At 57.5% G+C, this 15455-nt stretch carries 12 protein-coding genes; 3 read left to right on the top strand and 9 right to left on the bottom strand.

The window, feature by feature from the left end:
- Positions 1-3: 3 nt before the first annotated feature.
- The gene (wrbA, locus tag M2Q46_RS11685) at positions 4-630 is read right to left on the bottom strand and encodes an NAD(P)H:quinone oxidoreductase (RefSeq protein ID WP_060186208.1); all 627 of its coding nucleotides are present in this window, start codon (positions 628-630) and stop codon (positions 4-6) included.
- Between the two features lie 121 nt (positions 631-751).
- Here wrbA and M2Q46_RS11680 point away from each other — a divergent pair, with 121 nt between their 5' ends.
- The 3 genes from M2Q46_RS11680 (at position 752) to M2Q46_RS11670 (ending at position 3579) form a co-directional block, all read left to right on the top strand.
- Positions 752-1693 (top strand): LysR family transcriptional regulator, encoded by a 942-nt coding sequence (locus M2Q46_RS11680; protein WP_302357366.1) that lies wholly within the window; start codon positions 752-754, stop codon positions 1691-1693.
- A 180-nt stretch (positions 1694-1873) separates the two neighbouring features.
- Complete coding sequence (locus M2Q46_RS11675) at positions 1874-2875, top strand: 2Fe-2S iron-sulfur cluster-binding protein (protein WP_060186210.1); 1002 nt, start codon at positions 1874-1876, stop codon at positions 2873-2875.
- 155 nt (positions 2876-3030) lie between these two features.
- Positions 3031-3579 (top strand): GNAT family N-acetyltransferase, encoded by a 549-nt coding sequence (locus M2Q46_RS11670; RefSeq protein WP_060186211.1) that lies wholly within the window; start codon positions 3031-3033, stop codon positions 3577-3579.
- Positions 3580-3872: 293 nt separating this feature from the next.
- On the opposite strand, the gene M2Q46_RS11665 is transcribed toward M2Q46_RS11670, so the two are convergent.
- From M2Q46_RS11665 to dld, 8 genes are all read right to left on the bottom strand, one after another.
- Positions 3873-6125 carry a TonB-dependent siderophore receptor gene (locus M2Q46_RS11665; protein ID WP_302357273.1) on the bottom strand — a complete coding sequence of 751 codons (2253 nt, stop codon included), beginning with the start codon at positions 6123-6125 and terminating at the stop codon, positions 3873-3875.
- A gap of 107 nt (positions 6126-6232) precedes the next feature.
- Positions 6233-7237, bottom strand: a complete 1005-nt coding sequence (locus tag M2Q46_RS11660; protein ID WP_302357272.1) for a siderophore ABC transporter substrate-binding protein — start codon at positions 7235-7237, stop codon at positions 6233-6235.
- The gene (locus M2Q46_RS11655; protein ID WP_302357271.1) at positions 7234-8010 is read right to left on the bottom strand and encodes an ABC transporter ATP-binding protein; all 777 of its coding nucleotides are present in this window, start codon (positions 8008-8010) and stop codon (positions 7234-7236) included. The genes M2Q46_RS11660 and M2Q46_RS11655 overlap by 4 nt, the downstream gene beginning before the upstream one ends.
- A complete protein-coding gene (locus tag M2Q46_RS11650) occupies positions 8007-8948 on the bottom strand; it encodes an iron chelate uptake ABC transporter family permease subunit (protein ID WP_115634301.1) in 942 nt (313 codons plus the stop codon). The genes M2Q46_RS11655 and M2Q46_RS11650 overlap by 4 nt, the downstream gene beginning before the upstream one ends.
- Positions 8945-9889: an ABC transporter permease gene (locus tag M2Q46_RS11645; protein ID WP_115634300.1), complete on the bottom strand. Its 945-nt coding sequence runs from the start codon at positions 9887-9889 to the stop codon at positions 8945-8947. The genes M2Q46_RS11650 and M2Q46_RS11645 overlap by 4 nt, the downstream gene beginning before the upstream one ends.
- Positions 9889-11655, bottom strand: a complete 1767-nt coding sequence (locus tag M2Q46_RS11640) for an ABC transporter ATP-binding protein (RefSeq protein ID WP_115634299.1) — start codon at positions 11653-11655, stop codon at positions 9889-9891. Before M2Q46_RS11640 ends, M2Q46_RS11645 begins: the two co-directional genes overlap by 1 nt.
- On the bottom strand, positions 11649-13436 hold the full coding sequence (locus tag M2Q46_RS11635) for an ABC transporter ATP-binding protein (protein ID WP_302357270.1): 1788 nt from the start codon (positions 13434-13436) through the stop codon (positions 11649-11651). Before M2Q46_RS11635 ends, M2Q46_RS11640 begins: the two co-directional genes overlap by 7 nt.
- Positions 13437-13731: 295 nt before the next feature.
- Entirely contained in the window at positions 13732-15453 is a 1722-nt protein-coding gene (gene dld, locus M2Q46_RS11630) for a D-lactate dehydrogenase (RefSeq protein WP_035271374.1), read from the bottom strand.
- Positions 15454-15455 lie beyond the last annotated feature (2 nt).

The raw sequence follows: 15455 nt of genomic DNA, 5'->3' as shown, positions 1-15455 counted from the left end.
TATTTACGCCACTATCGCAGGTTTTATTGATGCCAGTGCCTGAGCCACTCGGCCTACATAAGCTCCCTGATAGCGTGCTGCCTCCAGCTCGTTAGAGGTGGGTTGCCGGTCACCTCCCTTGCCATCATCAGCCAGTGTTGAGGCACCATAAGGAGATCCCCCTGTGATTTCGTCCATGCGCAACTGCCCCTTGAAACTGTAGGGCAGACCTGTCACCACCATGCCCAGGTGCAGGAGAACGGTATGCGTAGAAAGAATGGTGGATTCTTGGCCACCGTGCTGGCTGCCAGTAGAGGTAAAAACACTGCCAACCTTGCCGACCAGGGCATCCCGTGCCCACAGGCTGCCGGCCTGGTCCAGGAAGTTCTTGAGCTGGGCAGCCATGTTTCCGAATCGGGTCGGCGTGCCCAGGATGATGCCATCGTAGTGCGCAAGTTCATCGACGGTTGCTACTGGAGCATTCTGAGGGAGTTTGTAGCCTGCCTTTCTGGCAATGGCATCAGGCACCAGCTCCGGCACACGTTTCAGCACGGCTTGGGCACCACTGCTGTGTACCCCTTCGGCAACCGCCTTGGCCATGGTTTCAATATGGCCGTAGGACGAGTAATAAAGAATAAGGATTTTAGTCATTTCGCACAGTCCTTTTGTGTTTAAGGGTTAACAGAACGCCTTAATGACAGTCAGTATCGGCGCGTTGAATGATCTACGGAAGACCTATAATATTGAACATCTTGATTCAAAAAATAGATCAATGCTGGACGCCCTTACCCTCGATCAGATCCGTATGTTTGTCACCGTCGCTGACGCAGGCAGTTTTCGTCAGGGTGCGGCGCGTCTGCGTCGTGCGCAGTCCGCGGTAAGCCACGCCATTGCTAATCTCGAACGCCATCTGGGAGTAAGTCTCTTTGATCGAAGTGCTCATCGGCCCAGGCTGACGCAAGCTGGTCAGGCCTTGCTCGAAGATGCCCGGGCGATATTGCTGAAAGTAGACTTCATGCGTGCCCACGCCAGCGGATTGGTCCAGGGGGTGGAGACCGAGCTGTCCTTGATGGTCGATACGCTTTATCCGCTGCCTGTTGTTGCGGCAGCGTTAAAAGCCTTGCGTCATGCTTTGCCATCTGTCCGTCTGCGCCTGGCTGTTGAGCCTCTGGGTGCGCCACTACAGGCGCTGCGGGACAAGCGCTGTGACCTTGCCATCATGGCGGGCGAGGATTTCATGGATCAGCGCATTCAGATCGAGGCTTTGCATTGGGTGCCGATTGTGGCTGTAGCTGAGGCGAGCCATCCTCTGGCTTTGGTCCGTCATGCGTTGACGAACACGGAATTGGCAGATCATACGCAGATCGTTCTGGAGGACCCTTCGGCCTTGTCCGAAGGGCGCGATTTTGGGGTGTTATCACCGCAGACGTTGCGAGTAGGGACTCAGGATGCAAAGCGCGCGCTGATTTTAGGCGGGGTGGGCTGGGGGCGTTTGCCCTTGTGGACGATTGAGCAGGAGTTGGAGCAGAAGCAACTTGTGCCCTTGGCGGCTGCGGCGCTCGGCCCCATGGGGGTGTCCTACACGCGCGCGTATCTGGCTCATCGCACCGATCACGCGCTTGGTGTCGCCGCTGCAATGCTGCGGCAGCAGTTGCTTAAGTGTGCCGTTCCGTCTGAGGATGCTATGCAAGTCTGGCCAGGAACGGCGCCGTGAAGAGGTAACCGGGTACAGGCTTTAGGGTGGATAAAACCGTGCTTGTCCTTGCTGGGCACATTTCCTTGGCATGCTATATAACATTTGCAAGGCAGCCAGATCTGTACCGGTTCGGAAACACGGGTTTGATGCGTTGAAATCCTGGTAGGGCACCGGCTCGTACCTTAGGGGGAGGCTGACATGAGCAGCAAAACCATTTTTATCCGTCAGACAGGCACACGGATAGCAGCTCAGAACGGGCAAACCATTCTGCAGGCCTCACTGGAGAACAGTATGGTCTACCCGCATGGTTGCCGTATGGGGCGCTGCGGTGGCTGTAAAACGAGATTGGTTGACGGGCAGGTGGAGATGATGGAGTATTCGCCTTTTGCCTTGACGGCCGCGCAACGGGCCCGAAACCTGATCCTGGCCTGTAGAGCCATTCCGACCGACGATGTCACGGTAGATTGGCTGGGAACGGACGATATACGTGGGCGGCCTCCTTTATGCACTATGACGGGGACCGTATCTGCCATTGCGGATTTGACGCAGGATATACGCCTTGTCCGAATTCGTCTTGATGAAGCCGAGCCCCTGATGTTTTATGCCGGGCAATATGCGGATATCCGGTTCGGGCAAGCGCCGGTACGCAGCTACGCCATGGCCAATCCCCCCGGTGCGTCAGAGCTGGAGTTTTATATACGTCGTGTCCCGGGCGGGGTGACCTCAGGCTACGTGCACACGGTGCTGCAGCCGGGAGAGCAGGTAGTGCTGGAGGCACCGCGTGGCTCTTCTTATCTGCGTGATGCTCACGATGGCCCCATCTTGTGTATTGCTGACGGGGCAGGCCTGGCACCGATCAGGTCAATGATTGAATCGGCTTTGGCCTGCGGCATGACGCAAGCCATACATGTGTATTTCGGATTGCAGGAAATTCGGGACTTATATGCGCTTGATATTTTTCAGGCCTTGGAACGTCAATACGCTAATTTGAGCTTCAAGCCCGTCATTTCGGGCATACCGGTGATGCCCTATCGACGCGGTGCGCTGACAGAGGTGATTGCTCAGGAACAGGAAAACCTGAGTGGCTGGAAAGTGTATGCAGCGGGGTCTCCGAGCTTGGTGGATGCGGCCACCGGCCTGGTATTGAAGCGCGGTTTGAAAATTCAGGATCTGCATGCGCAGGTGTTTGTTACCCCGTAAGATTGCTGAGGCCTGCGGCTAGCTCGAGTGGCGTGCGCCTATAATCGGACGTATTCAGACAAGGGGTGAGACTGGCGTTCAGTAATGAGCCTACTGATCTTTTTGTTTGAGTGCCAAGCCTGGCTCAGCCCTCGTAACATGTCACAGTGAATTTGATGTCCTCTTTACCCTCTGGTTTGTCGTTACGCCCTCTACTGGAAACCGAACTGAATCTGCTGTGGTCTATAGACCGTAGCGAACGGATTGACGGCTTGTACGAGCTGCGCGATGGTGTGCTGCACAAGCAAGCGGCTGATATTGATTTGCGCGGTTGGCCGGAAGGGGACCCGGAGAAATATCACCCTGAACATGAAGACGCTTTTCATCGCGGTTCCTGGTTCATGGGCGTATTCCAGGGCGATCATTTGCTGGCCGCTGTGGGTTTGGACAGCTTGCCTTTGGGGCCACAAGGCGACTGGCGTCAGCTTTTCTTTTTGCACGTTAGCCAGTCCTTGCGCGGGCAGGGTATGGGCACATGGCTGCTGGATCAGGCCAAGAAGCAGGCTGTGGAGTGGGGCGCGAAGGCGGTCTATGCCTCGGCCACGCCTTCGGTGAATACGGTGGATTTTTATCTGGCGCATGGCTTTGAAATCGCGCCAGAGCCTGATGCTCGTTTATTTGCGCTGGACCCGGAAGATATCCATCTGCTGTGTTTATTGGATTAGGGGCTTAGTCTTTAACACGCTGGATCAGCCAGTTTCCTTTAGCGTTGTCATTCTTGTTATTGTTGCGGTGACCGTCGCTGCGTATGGTGTCGGGTACGACACCAAGGGTAGCTCTCCGTAAGCCCAAAAGCTTGGTTGCTTCTTGTGCCCGGTGCCAGGATGCCAAGTACTCTTGTGCCTGAAAATGTCGCCAAAGTATCAGGAAGGCTTGGCCTCTTCTTCTGGAAAGAATAAGGCCTTGCCTGCGCTTTTATCGCGCTACAAGGCCCTTTCATCAAACTCAGCGCTTCAGCTTAGAACTCCATCGTTGCCGACAACATGAAAGTCCGTGGTGCGCCAACACCCAGGCTGGTGAAGTGCGGCTTGGCCCAGTAAGCCTTGTTCGCTACGTTATTCACCGTCGCCCGCAAGGTCAGCGGACGGCCGGAGATCTTGGTGCGATAGCGTGCGCCCAGATCAAACACGGTATGGCCGGGGATGGACAGGGAGTTGTCCGCGCTCAGGTATTGCTTGGATGAGGTGGTGGCGTTGGCCATCACGGTCAGACCTTGCAAGTTGGGTACATCCCATTCCACGCCCAGCTTGGCTTGCCACTTGGGCAGGCCCGTGGCCTGGCGGCCCTCTTCAGCCGGGTTGGCGGCTTTGGTGATTTCCGGATCGGAGTAAGCCACGCCACCCATCAAGCGCACACCTTCCATGGGGGAGCCGAAAAAGCCCCATTCAATGCCCCGGTTGCGTTGCTCGCCACCAAAGGAGAACACGTTGGTAAATGGGTCGGTATAGCTGCTGGGGCGCTTGATTTCGTACAAGGCTAGGGTATGGGCAAAGTCACCCAGATCCAGCTTCAGGCCGACTTCCTTCTGCTTGGTTTTGAAGGGGGCAAAAACCTGACCTGCATTGGCGGCGGTGTTGGGAGCAATCGTGCCTTGGGACAAGCCTTCGATGTAGTTGGCGTAGACCGAGACTTGATCAGTGGCTTTCACCAGGAAAGCGACGGCGGGAGTGGTTGCGCTTTCCTTGTAGCGCTCGCCTGTACGCTGGCCGGTGGTGCCGTTAAAGCTCTCGTTGATCACTTGCTGACGGCGTGCGCCCAGTGTCACTTGTACGCGGTCCTCGGCAAAGGACAGGGTGTCAGCAAAACCGATGCTCTTCAAGCGAGTTTTAGTGGTGCTGATCAGCGGAATATTGTTCGGCAAGGAAGGCTCTGGACCCCAGACGGGATCGTAGATATTGGTTTCCCATGCGGTGGGCAGCAGGTTGCGGAAGCCGCTCAGGTCGTAGTCTTCGTTGTACTGCGTGGCGTTGATCGCGAATTGATGGCTGACCGGGCCGGTTTGCAGCTTACCCATCAGACCCACTTCAGCGGTTTTGCGCCGCATCTCGTCGGCCACGCCGCTGAAGTTGATCCTGAAGTCGCCTGCGTTATTGATCACCTGACCAGCGCCCATATTGGATCTGAATTTGGTACGGCTGATACCGGCGGCGGCGTAAGCGGTGAATTGATCGCTCAGATCGAACTCGCCACGGATCATGGCGCCTTTATCGGTGGTGTCGTAAAAAGCCCAAGGCGGGTTCCACGACACATCGGGTTTGGGTGGTTTGGGCAGTTCTACGCCGGGATTCAAGGTCAGGCCGCGCGTCAGGCCGTAGGCGCGGTCTTTGCTGTGAAACAGGTCGGCAGACAAGCGGACACGCTCACCGCGCCAGTCCAGGCCCAAAGAGGTCTGGGTAATTTTCTTGTCCTGGTCTTTGACGGCAATTTCACCATCGCGGTAGGCTGTGTTCAGGCGTACACCAAACTGCTTGTCCTCGCCAAATCGACGGCCCAGATCCACGTGGCCACCAAAGTGCGAGTCGGACATATAGCTGCCCGTGACGCGAAACAGGGGATCGTCGCCGGCGCGTTTGGTGACCAGGTTGACGGCGCCGCCTGCCGAGCCTTTGGGCGGCATGCCGTTAAGCAGGGCCGAGGGGCCTTTCAGGACCTCGACGCGCTCGTAGGCTTCGGGCGAGTTGCGGTAGTAGCCGCCCATCCCGGCCAGACCGTTGACGGTGACATCACCCACATCGGAGCGGAAGCCGCGGATGGAATAGCTTTCGTTGCTCTCGCCTGCGATGCCGCTCATGAACACGCTGGGGTCGGTTTTGGCGATCACTTCGCTGATGTCACGCGCCTGCTGGTCGGCAATGTATTGCTCGGTATAGCTGATGGTGTTGAAGGGCGTTTCCATGAAGTCTTTGGTGCCCAGCAAACCGACACGTCCGCCGGTGGCGACTTGTCCGCCTGCATAGCTTTCTACAGTCTTGTCACGCTGACCTTTGACGGTAACGGATGGCAGGGTGACGACTTCATCAGCCTGGGCAGCCGTACTGTTTTGTGCCTGCGCAGGCGAGGCCATCAAGGCCAGCGCGCTGGCTCCCAAACCCAGTATTAATGCCATTTGCACGGCGCTGAAAGTGCGGTCCAGGGCAAAGCCGGAGCGGCTGGAACTGCCGATTTTACGTATCGAGGGCGCAAACGTCCCATTGTGGCGTGGTGTGTACATGCCAGTTTCCTTTATGTAGCGGGGTGTGTTTCTTTGCTTTGATTAAGGCAAATAGAAATTGGATTGAGTCGCGTTACCGTCTATTTGCTCGTGTAAAAACCGTTAGATCATGGTTGTTGGTAGGCGTGGATCACGTCATCAATAATCAATTTCAGCGAGGTGACACTGGCGGCAGTCACGTACCAGGCTTCGGCATTGGCAAATACCACACGGCCGTTTTGCCAGGCTTTGGTTTCACGCAGCAGCGGGTTGCTCAGGCTGTCGGCGTTCAGGGCAGGGCGACGTTCCATTACGGCGGTACGGTCGATGATGTAAATGATGTCCGGATTGGCTTGCTGGATGAACTCGCTGGAAACAGGCTGTCCGTGCAGGCCGGTTTCTACCGTCGGGCTGGCAGGCTGTACGCCCAGCGCATTGAATACAAAACCGTAGCGGGACTGCACTCCGAAGGAGCTGAACGAGCCGTTGTTATGCAGAACAATCAGGGCTTTTTCAGGACGATCCTGGGTGATTTCTTTGGCCTGGGCGACTTTGGCATCCAGCTCGGCCACTTTTTGTTGGGCCAGCTCTTCTTTCTTGAAAATCGAGCCCAGAGTCAGCAGGTGATTCTTGATGACTTCAATGTGGTTGACCTGGCTATCGCGGTAATCCACGTCAAAGTGAATGGTGGGGGCGATCTGGCTCAGTTCCTTGTAGTGATTGGCTTGCAAGGAGGTGATCAGAATCAGGTCCGGTTTGGCGGCGTACACCTGTTCCACATTCGGTTGCACAATTGCGCCGGTGTCCTGGATTTCAGGGGCATTTTTATACTTGTCCAGGAATGCCGGGATGAAGTCTTTGGGCATGCCCACCACCGGGACATCCAAGGCATCCAGAAAATCCACTTCGTTCATGTCCAGCGCCACGACGCGTTGTGGCAGTTTTTCGATGCGTGTCGAGCCCAGCTTGTGTTCGACCACAATCGGTTCATAGCGGGCACTGGCCTGCGGGCTGACGGCGGCTTGCGGTGCCGGGGTTTCCGCCGCTGCCTGGGTCTTTTTCTCGCAGCCTTGCAAGGCAAAGCTGGCGGCCACAAACAGGGCTATCAGCCCGTATCTGTGTTTGGCGATCATGCTAGTTCTCCTGATGGGGTGAAGTAATTGCACAGGCGGCCACGCTCGCTGTGCGTAATCTCGAAATCCAGGCCATAAAGTTCGGTCAGCCGTGCTTGCGTGATGACCTCTGACACCGGTCCTGCGCAGTACAGCGCACCGTTTTTCATGGCCACAATGTGATCGGAATAGTTGGCGGCAAAGTTGATGTCATGCACCACCAGAATCACGGTACGGCCGTACTCGTCACAGAGCCGACGCAAGGCGCGCATGATCTGAACAGCGTGCTTGATGTCCAGATTGTTCAGCGGCTCATCCAGCAGCAAATAATCCGTTTGCTGGGCAATGGTCATGGCCAGAAAAGCCATCTGTCGCTGACCGCCGCTCAACTCGTCCAGATAGGACTGGCGCAAGGGTTCCAGCGATAGAAACTGAATAGCGTCGGAGATGGCTTGTTGATCTTCATCCGTCAGCACGCCGCGGCTATAGGGGAAGCGGCCAAAGGCGACCAGTTCTTCCACGGTCAGGCGCAGATTGAAATCAGGAGATTGGCGCAAGGTGGCCACCCGGCGCGCATAGTCGGCAATACGTATATCGGCAATGTTGCGGCCGTCCAGCTTGATCTGGCCTTCGTCGGCCTCCAGCAAGCGGGCGATACTCATCAGCAAGGTGGTTTTGCCGGCACCATTGGGGCCGATCAGGGAGCTGAGCTGTCCGGCGGGGAACTGTGTGCTGACTTTGGAAAGCACGGTCTTCTTCTTGTAGTGTTTGGAGAGCTGATTGATCGTAATCATGCAGTGCCTCGGGTACGAACCATCAGTCCCAGAAAGTACGCGCCACACACCAGGTTGACGAGTATCCCGACGGTCGTGCGGTAATTGAAAATGTGTTCCACCGCTATCTGTGCCAGCAAAAACATGACGATGGCGATGGCGCAGCCTAGCGGCAGCGTGATTCGGTGTCGGAAGCTGCGGGCCAGCGCATAGCCGGTGTTGGCTACAAAAATCCCCATGAAGGCAGTGGGCCCGAGCAGGCTGGTGGAAATAGCCACCAGGGCAGCAATCAGTGCCAGCTGGATGCGCACGGTACGGCGATAGTCGACACCTAAAGAAATGGCTTGTTCGCGGCCTAAAGACAGCACGTCCAGCGTGGGCAAGCTGCGCAGGCTGCCCAGGCAAATGCTCCCCACCAGAAGGGCGGAAACCAGCAGTTGCAAAGGCTCGGCCCGGTTAAAGGACGCTTGGCTAAAACCCAGCAAAATGGAGAACTCGCCGGGGCTGATCTTTAGCTGCACAAACTGGGTGAAGGTGCTGATGATCATGGTCAACACCAGCCCCATCAGCAGCAGGAAATACACATTGTTCTTGCCCTGGCGAAACAGCCAGTGATGGATTGCCAGCGAGTAGGCCAGCATCAGCACAATGGACAGCACTACATTGCCATTGGCGCCCAGCATCACCAGACTTTGTGTGCCCAGCAGCAAAATCAGCAGGGACTGGAACAGCAGGTAAACCGCTTCGTATCCCATGATGGCGGGTGTCAGAATCCGGTTGCCGGTAATGGTCTGGAAAATAATCGAGGACCAGGCAATGCAGATGCCGCCAATGACCATGGCTGCCAAGCGGTTCAGTCGTTTGGGGATGATGTAGTCGAAGTCCAGGCCGGAGCGATAGAACACAAAGCTCAGTGCCAGTACCAGCAAAAGGATCCAGACCAGATGTTGCCGTTTCATCGGTTCCTCCAGAAGATCAGGAACAGAAACAGCAGGCCACCCACGCCACCTGCGGTCAGGCCAATAGGGACTTCAAAAGGGTAGATAATGAGGCGGCCCAGGATGTCGCAAGCCAGCAGCAGGCTGGCACCACCCAGCGCCACAATGGGCAAGGTACGGCCCAGGTTGTCGCCATAGCGCAGCGCCACCAGATTGGGGATGACCAGGCCGATAAAGGGAATGGCCCCTACGGTAATAACAGTGGCCGAGACGGTAACCGCGACCAGTATCAAACCCAGGGCCACGGTGGCAGAATAGTTCAGGCCCAGGCTGGTGGCCATGCCTTCGCCCATGCCCAGCACTGTGAAGCGATGCGCATACAGATAGGTGAGCAACACAATGGGCAGGATCAAATAAATGATTTCGTAGTTGCCCTGCACGATCTTGGAAAAGTCGCCCAGCATCCAGCCCTGCATGCTTTGCAAAATCTGGTGCTGGTAGGCATAGAACTCGGCAATGGCGCTGAGCACACCGCCATACATCAAGCCAATCACCGGTACCAGCACGGTGTTCTTGAAGCGGATGCGGCGTACCACAGCGATGAAGATCAGGCTGGAGGCAAAGCAGAACAAGAGGGCAAACAGCAGCTTGCCCAATGTGCCGCTGGTGGGGGCCAGGGTCAGGGCGATCAGAATGCCCAGCTTGGCGGCATCCAGCCCGCCCGAGGTGGCCGGTTCCACAAACTTATTGCGCACAATGTGCTGCAAGATCACCCCGCAGACAGACAGGCCTATGCCACTCAAGACCAGTGCCGCCAGACGGGGCAGGCGGCTGGCGCTCAGTGTCAGCCAGGCATCGCCTGAAAAACTCCATAATTGTGCCCAGCTGATTTGCCGTGCACCTATCAGCAAAGACAGGCTGCAGAGCATCAGAAACAACAGCACAAAAGATCTAGCTCGCATCACACACCGTTATTCTGGGCTGTGGTGGCAATACGCCATCCTTTGGCGGCATGACGCTGGTTCAGGAAGTGGGTATAACGGCCTTGGGTTTCGCGCAGTTGGGCCGGTGGGCCTTGTTCGATAATCTGGCCGTTCTCCAGCACCACGATTTGATCGGCCATGGCTACGGTAGAGAGCTGATGAGCAATCACGATCAGGGTACGCTTGCCACGCAGACGGGCCAAAGCCTGGGCAATGGCCGCCTGGTTTTCGGCATCCAGTGCGGCAGTGGCTTCGTCCACCAGCAAAATGGGGGCGTTCTTGATCAGAGCGCGCGCAATGGCGATGCGTTGACGCTCGCCCCCGGACAGGCGGGCCCCGCCTTCGCCCACCGTTGTGTTCAGACCTTCTGGCAAGCGCGCGATGATTTCGCTGACACCGGCTTGTTCTACCGCTTCCATCAGTTCGGCCTCGGTTGCATCCGGTTTTCCCAGGCGTATGTTCTCGGCAATGCTGCCTGCGAACAGATAGTCGTCCTGAAAAATCTGGCTGATTTGCGTGGCCAGTACGGGGCTGCCGATCTGGCGTACATCCACGCCTCCTATGGAGACACTGCCCTGGCTGACATCAAAGAAGCGGGCAATCAGACGAGCCAGTGTGGTTTTGCCTGAGCCGGATTCCCCGATCAAGGCCACCATGCTGCCAGGTGCAATGTTCAGGCTGACGCCATTCAGTACATCGGGCTTGTCGGCGGCATAGCGGAAATGCACATTGTTCAGCACAATCGAGCCGTCGCTTGGAGTTTGGGGCGAAGCGGGTTCGGGCAGGGGCTGAACGGCAAACAGTTCTTGAATCGCATCAAGTTGGCCGCGTGCACCGCGCAGCACTTCACCGTAGCTGGCCACTTCCAGCAAGGAGTCGATATAGCGTGCGCTCAGCAGCAAGGACACGATGACGGCGATGACTTCTGCACTGCTCAGGCCCAGACCCGTATGGCTGTTTAGCCAAAGCGTGGCGGCAATCAGCAAGGCCGCAAAGGCTGCTTGTACGGCCCAGGCATTGAGTACCGCCGAGGCCGTGGATTGCCAGATCAGTTTCTTGCCCGCCTGGTGTTGGCGTTCAATCGCTTCTTCCAGCAGACGGGTGCCACCGCCTTCGCCATTGAAGGCACGCAGCACGGATTGGGCTTGGGCAAACTCCACCACACGCTGGCTGGCATGAGCGAAATGAGCCTGGAAGGCATCATCGGCCTTGCGTCCCAAATGGGCGGTCAGTGCTAGAACACCCGCCAGCAAAGGCAACGCGATCAGGGCAATCAAACCCAGCGGCCAATGCAGGATGAACAGCGCCACGACCAGCACAAGCGGCGTCACAACTCCGGCGATCAGCGGTGTGAAGACGTGTGCAGGCAATTGGGCCACCGACATCATGCCCTGGGTGACGATGTGCCCCAGCCGCGCGGTGTTTTGAGCGGAGAACCAGCCTACGGGCAGTTGAGCGATATGTTCGCCCAGACGATGCCGGCCACCTTGCAGGATGGCGGCCCCAACATTTACACCCGCTTGCTCCACATGGCGGCGCCAAGCCCAGCAGACAGCCACGCCAAGCAGCAGGACCAGCAACCAGCCGCCTGCTTGTTTGGGTTCGCCATTGAGCAGATGAGTGAAAACGGGGACCAAGGTAGTCATGGTCAGGCCGCACAGCAGGCCGTATAAGACAGCCATCCAGCTATAGCGGCGGAAAATGGGGGCATCCGTACCCAGCAACTGAATCAGGGTCTTTAGCATGATGTGTCCTTGGAACGGTTGTCGTAGCCACCCAGGGTCCAGAGCCGTGCGTAACGGCCTTGTTCAGCCAGCAGGCTGGTGTGACTGCCTTGCTCCACAATCGCGCCGTCTTCCAGCACCAGAATGCGATCCGCGTGCATGATGGTGTCCAGGCGGTGAGCAATGACCAGCAAGGTGCGGCCTTGGGCAAAGCGTGACAGAGCATCTTGAATAGCCACTTCATTGCTGGCATCAGCAGCGGCGGTGGCTTCGTCCAGCACCAGAATGGGTGGGTCCAGCAGGACAGCGCGCGCAATGCTGACGCGCTGACGCTCGCCGCCCGAGAGTTGGGCGTCTTCACCCACGACAGAGTCGTAGCCACGAGGCAGGGTCAAGATACGGTCGTGAATATTGGCGGCGCGGGCGGCGTCTTCAATCTCTTGCTGACTGGCCGAGGGGCGGCCCAGCGCAATGTTCTCGCGCACGCTGGCATTGATCAGGCGCACCTCTTGCAGCACAAAGCCAATGCGGCGGTAAAGTTCGGTGGATTCGATTTGGCGCAGATCGGCACCGCCCAGGGTGATGCGGCCTTCGCTGGGGTCAAAAAAGCGCAGCAGCAGGCGGGCGATGGTGGATTTTCCAGAGCCGGAAGAGCCCACAATCGCGGTGACTGTGCCCGGTTCCAGGGTGAAGCTGATATTGCTGAGTGCCTGATGGCCTTCGCCGTAGGCATAGCTGACGTTTTCGACTCGCACTTCGTGATTTGCTGGGACTTGTTGCTGATCAGTGCTCAGCGGTTCCAGTACGGGGGTTTTCATCAAGGCTTGTACGCGCTGTGCCGCACCCGTTGCCCCGCCCAGATCGTGCAGCAGGGTATGCAACAAGAGCAGGGGGGCGCAAATGCCGGGAGCCACCAGGGCGAAGGGCAGAATGTCTACCGGGGCAATCCAGTTCAAATAGCTGAAGAGGGCACCGAAGATCAGCACGACACCTAGAACCGTGACCGGAGCGATCATGGCATGGGCGTGAGCCATGCGGGCCACCAAAGGGCGGGCAAAGTTCAGAAAGGCGTCGGCAAAGCCATCCACGGCCTTGCTATAGCCGCCATGTGCCTGCCCATTGGAACCAAAGGCCTTGACCACGGGAATGCCGCTGACAAATTCCACGGTGGCACTGTTCAAGCGACCCAGCTTTTCGACAAAGCCCTGCATGTTCGCGCTGCTGGCTTTCATGGCGTGGCGCAGGAACAGAAAAAAACCGGGGAAGGGCAGCAAAGCCACGATGGCCATACGCCAGTCCATGACGAACAGGTACAGCACCGAGATCGCAATAGCACCGACGGCGCGGCCGACCGAGGTGTAAAAGTGTGCGGTCAGGCTGTGCAGGGTGGCGATGTCATCCTGCATGGCTTGTTTCACTTCGCCTGAAGCCTGGCCGGTAAACCAGCCTAGCGGCACTTTGGATAACCTCTGGGCGGCACTCAGGCGCAGACCGCGTGTCAGCTGATTGTCGGCCAGGTGGGCCAGCAGCTCGCCTGCCGAGATCAGGGCCAGGCCTGCAAACATGCTGATGATGCTCAATAGCACCGCCCAGCCTATATCGCCTTGCAGCTCGCCAGACAGGGTATTGCCCAAAGTCAGCTTGGCGATATGGGCGATTCCGGCCAAAGGCACCAGGGTCAGCATTGAACCCAAGGCCGCCAGAACGGCGGCAACAATCAGACGTGAGCGTATAGAGCTGAGGATCTGGCTGATGGGGCCAGGCTCTTTACGCACGTCCGTAGCAGTTTCACGAGTGGTCATGAGCGGTGGTAAGTATCTAAAAAGCCGGAGAATTCGGCTCTTCAATATAAGGTATTGAGAATCATTATCGATAATGTAATCTAAATTTTGAATTAGTGGAACCTATTAAACTAAATAGGAAAGGCGGCAGAATATTTTTGTGTTCTGTTTGTCACAATGCACAAAAAAACAGGCCCACCAAGTCGAGCTTGGGGGCCTGCTGGTTTGCATGAAGGACGGTTTATTGAAGGGGCGGACCGCGCTGCAAGCAAGGGAATGGCTTGCAGCCCGTGAGTGCCTTCAAGAAAAAGGGGGGCTAGTCGTGTTTGCCGCCGCAGCACACACTCCACCATTTGCGGCGCGAGGTGTGGCCGATGCCAGGGTTGAAGGTGTTGGTCGGGTCCAGCTCGCGGTAGAAGCCGGCCAGGGCAGGTTTGGCGATATACAGGTGGCCAACATTATGCTCGGCCGGGTATTCGGCACGGCGTTCATCCAGCAACTTCCACATGCGGTGTTCCATATCCAGAGGAACCACGCCTTTTTTGACGATGTAGTCCTGGTGGAATACGTGGCACAGGAAGTGGCCGTAATAGAGCTTGTGGACGATGTCTTTTTCCATATCGTCCGGCAGTTGCTCCACCCATTCCTTGTCATTACGGCGCAAGGCAATGTCCAGCGCCACAATATCTTCCACGCTGTCGGGGTGCGCCTCGCGGTAGCGGATGGCAGCACCGGCAATGGCAAAACGGTGCAGAAAGGCTTTGCGACCTTCTTCGGCATCGCACTCGAAATAGGCACCTTGCTGGCTGCCTTCAAATTGCTGGCTCAGAAAATCGCGCGTGGCCTGCGCGGTGTCGTTGGAGACGCGCAGCAACAGGTGATGCTCGAAACGGTCGCGCCATTCACGCATGCGCGGCGGCAGGTGGCTGGGCAGGCGGTTCATGATGGCCTGGATTACGCGATCAGTGACGCCGCGCCAGCCAAAGCGCTCAAAAAAGCCATCCACACGGCTTTTCATGGCAAAGGCGGATGGCACTTTGGCGGTACCAAAACGGTCGATCAGCAAGAAGGTGTCTTTGCCGTATTGCTCGCCAATATCGTAGGCGGTGCGATGGATGTACTCGCCCGCAATGGGCAGGCGGGGCAGTTCCGTCAGCAGGTGACGGCGCACGGCCGTGAGCTCGTTCGGGTCATTGGTGCCGATGTAGAAAACGGTACTGGCTTCTTTGGGAAAGGTATCCAGACGCACGGCAAAAATGCACAGCTTGCCGGCCGAGCCGGAGGCTTCGTACAGGCGTGAAGGGTCGGCATTGAAACGGGCCGGGGTTTGGGCATCCACATCGCGCACATCGTCGGCGTAGCGTGGGTCGCTGGCCCTGCGTTCCGGGTCGTTGATGATATCCGCAACACTGTATTTGCCTTGCTCCAGGCGGCTCAGAATTTCTTCCGGGGTATCTCCCAGATTGATGCCCAGGTGATTGACCAGTTGCAGGGTGCCATCGTCCAGCACTTGCGCGTACAGCGTCAATTCCGTGTAGGCCGGGCCGCGTCGTACCAGCGCACCGCCGGAGTTATTGCAAACACCGCCCAGCACAGAGGCGCCGATACACGAGGAGCCAATCACCGAGTGGGGTTCACGCTCCAGCGGGGCCAGGGTCTGTTCCAGACGGTCCAGCGTGGCACCGGGCAGGCAGACAACTTGCTGGCCATCGTTGATGACTTGTATGCCTTGCAGACGCATGGTGTTCATCAGCACGATGTCACGGTCGTAGTCGTCTCCGTCGGGGGTGGAGCCGCCTGTCAGGCCGGTGTTGGCCGCCTGCATGATTACGATGCAATCGGCAGCGACAGCGGCTTGCAGGCTGCGCCATTGTTCCAGCAGCGTTCCGGGCCGCACAACGGCCAATACCTTGCCTTCACCCGTGCGATGGCCCTTGCGGTAACGACGCGTGCTGCGGTCGTCCGTCAGGACGTGAGGGTTGCCGACAATAGAGCGCAGTTGCTGCAACAAGTCCGCAGCGCTGGTGGAAACTGACATGG

The organism is Alcaligenes sp. YSL9 (genome assembly GCF_030515105.1).
Lineage (GTDB): Bacteria > Pseudomonadota > Gammaproteobacteria > Burkholderiales > Burkholderiaceae_B > Alcaligenes > Alcaligenes phenolicus.
Note: the sequence above shows the minus strand (reverse complement) of the source record. Positions and strands in the feature narration are given on the sequence as shown.

Coding starts and splice junctions, on each gene's coding strand:
- wrbA (WP_060186208.1), bottom strand. CDS start 630: ATGACTAAAATCCTTATTCTTTATTACTCGTCCTACGGCCATATTGAA.
- M2Q46_RS11680 (WP_302357366.1), top strand. CDS start 752: ATGCTGGACGCCCTTACCCTCGATCAGATCCGTATGTTTGTCACCGTC.
- M2Q46_RS11675 (WP_060186210.1), top strand. CDS start 1,874: ATGAGCAGCAAAACCATTTTTATCCGTCAGACAGGCACACGGATAGCA.
- M2Q46_RS11670 (WP_060186211.1), top strand. CDS start 3,031: ATGTCCTCTTTACCCTCTGGTTTGTCGTTACGCCCTCTACTGGAAACC.
- M2Q46_RS11665 (WP_302357273.1), bottom strand. CDS start 6,125: ATGTACACACCACGCCACAATGGGACGTTTGCGCCCTCGATACGTAAA.
- M2Q46_RS11660 (WP_302357272.1), bottom strand. CDS start 7,237: ATGATCGCCAAACACAGATACGGGCTGATAGCCCTGTTTGTGGCCGCC.
- M2Q46_RS11655 (WP_302357271.1), bottom strand. CDS start 8,010: ATGATTACGATCAATCAGCTCTCCAAACACTACAAGAAGAAGACCGTG.
- M2Q46_RS11650 (WP_115634301.1), bottom strand. CDS start 8,948: ATGAAACGGCAACATCTGGTCTGGATCCTTTTGCTGGTACTGGCACTG.
- M2Q46_RS11645 (WP_115634300.1), bottom strand. CDS start 9,889: ATGCGAGCTAGATCTTTTGTGCTGTTGTTTCTGATGCTCTGCAGCCTG.
- M2Q46_RS11640 (WP_115634299.1), bottom strand. CDS start 11,655: ATGCTAAAGACCCTGATTCAGTTGCTGGGTACGGATGCCCCCATTTTC.
- M2Q46_RS11635 (WP_302357270.1), bottom strand. CDS start 13,436: ATGACCACTCGTGAAACTGCTACGGACGTGCGTAAAGAGCCTGGCCCC.
- dld (WP_035271374.1), bottom strand. CDS start 15,453: ATGTCAGTTTCCACCAGCGCTGCGGACTTGTTGCAGCAACTGCGCTCT.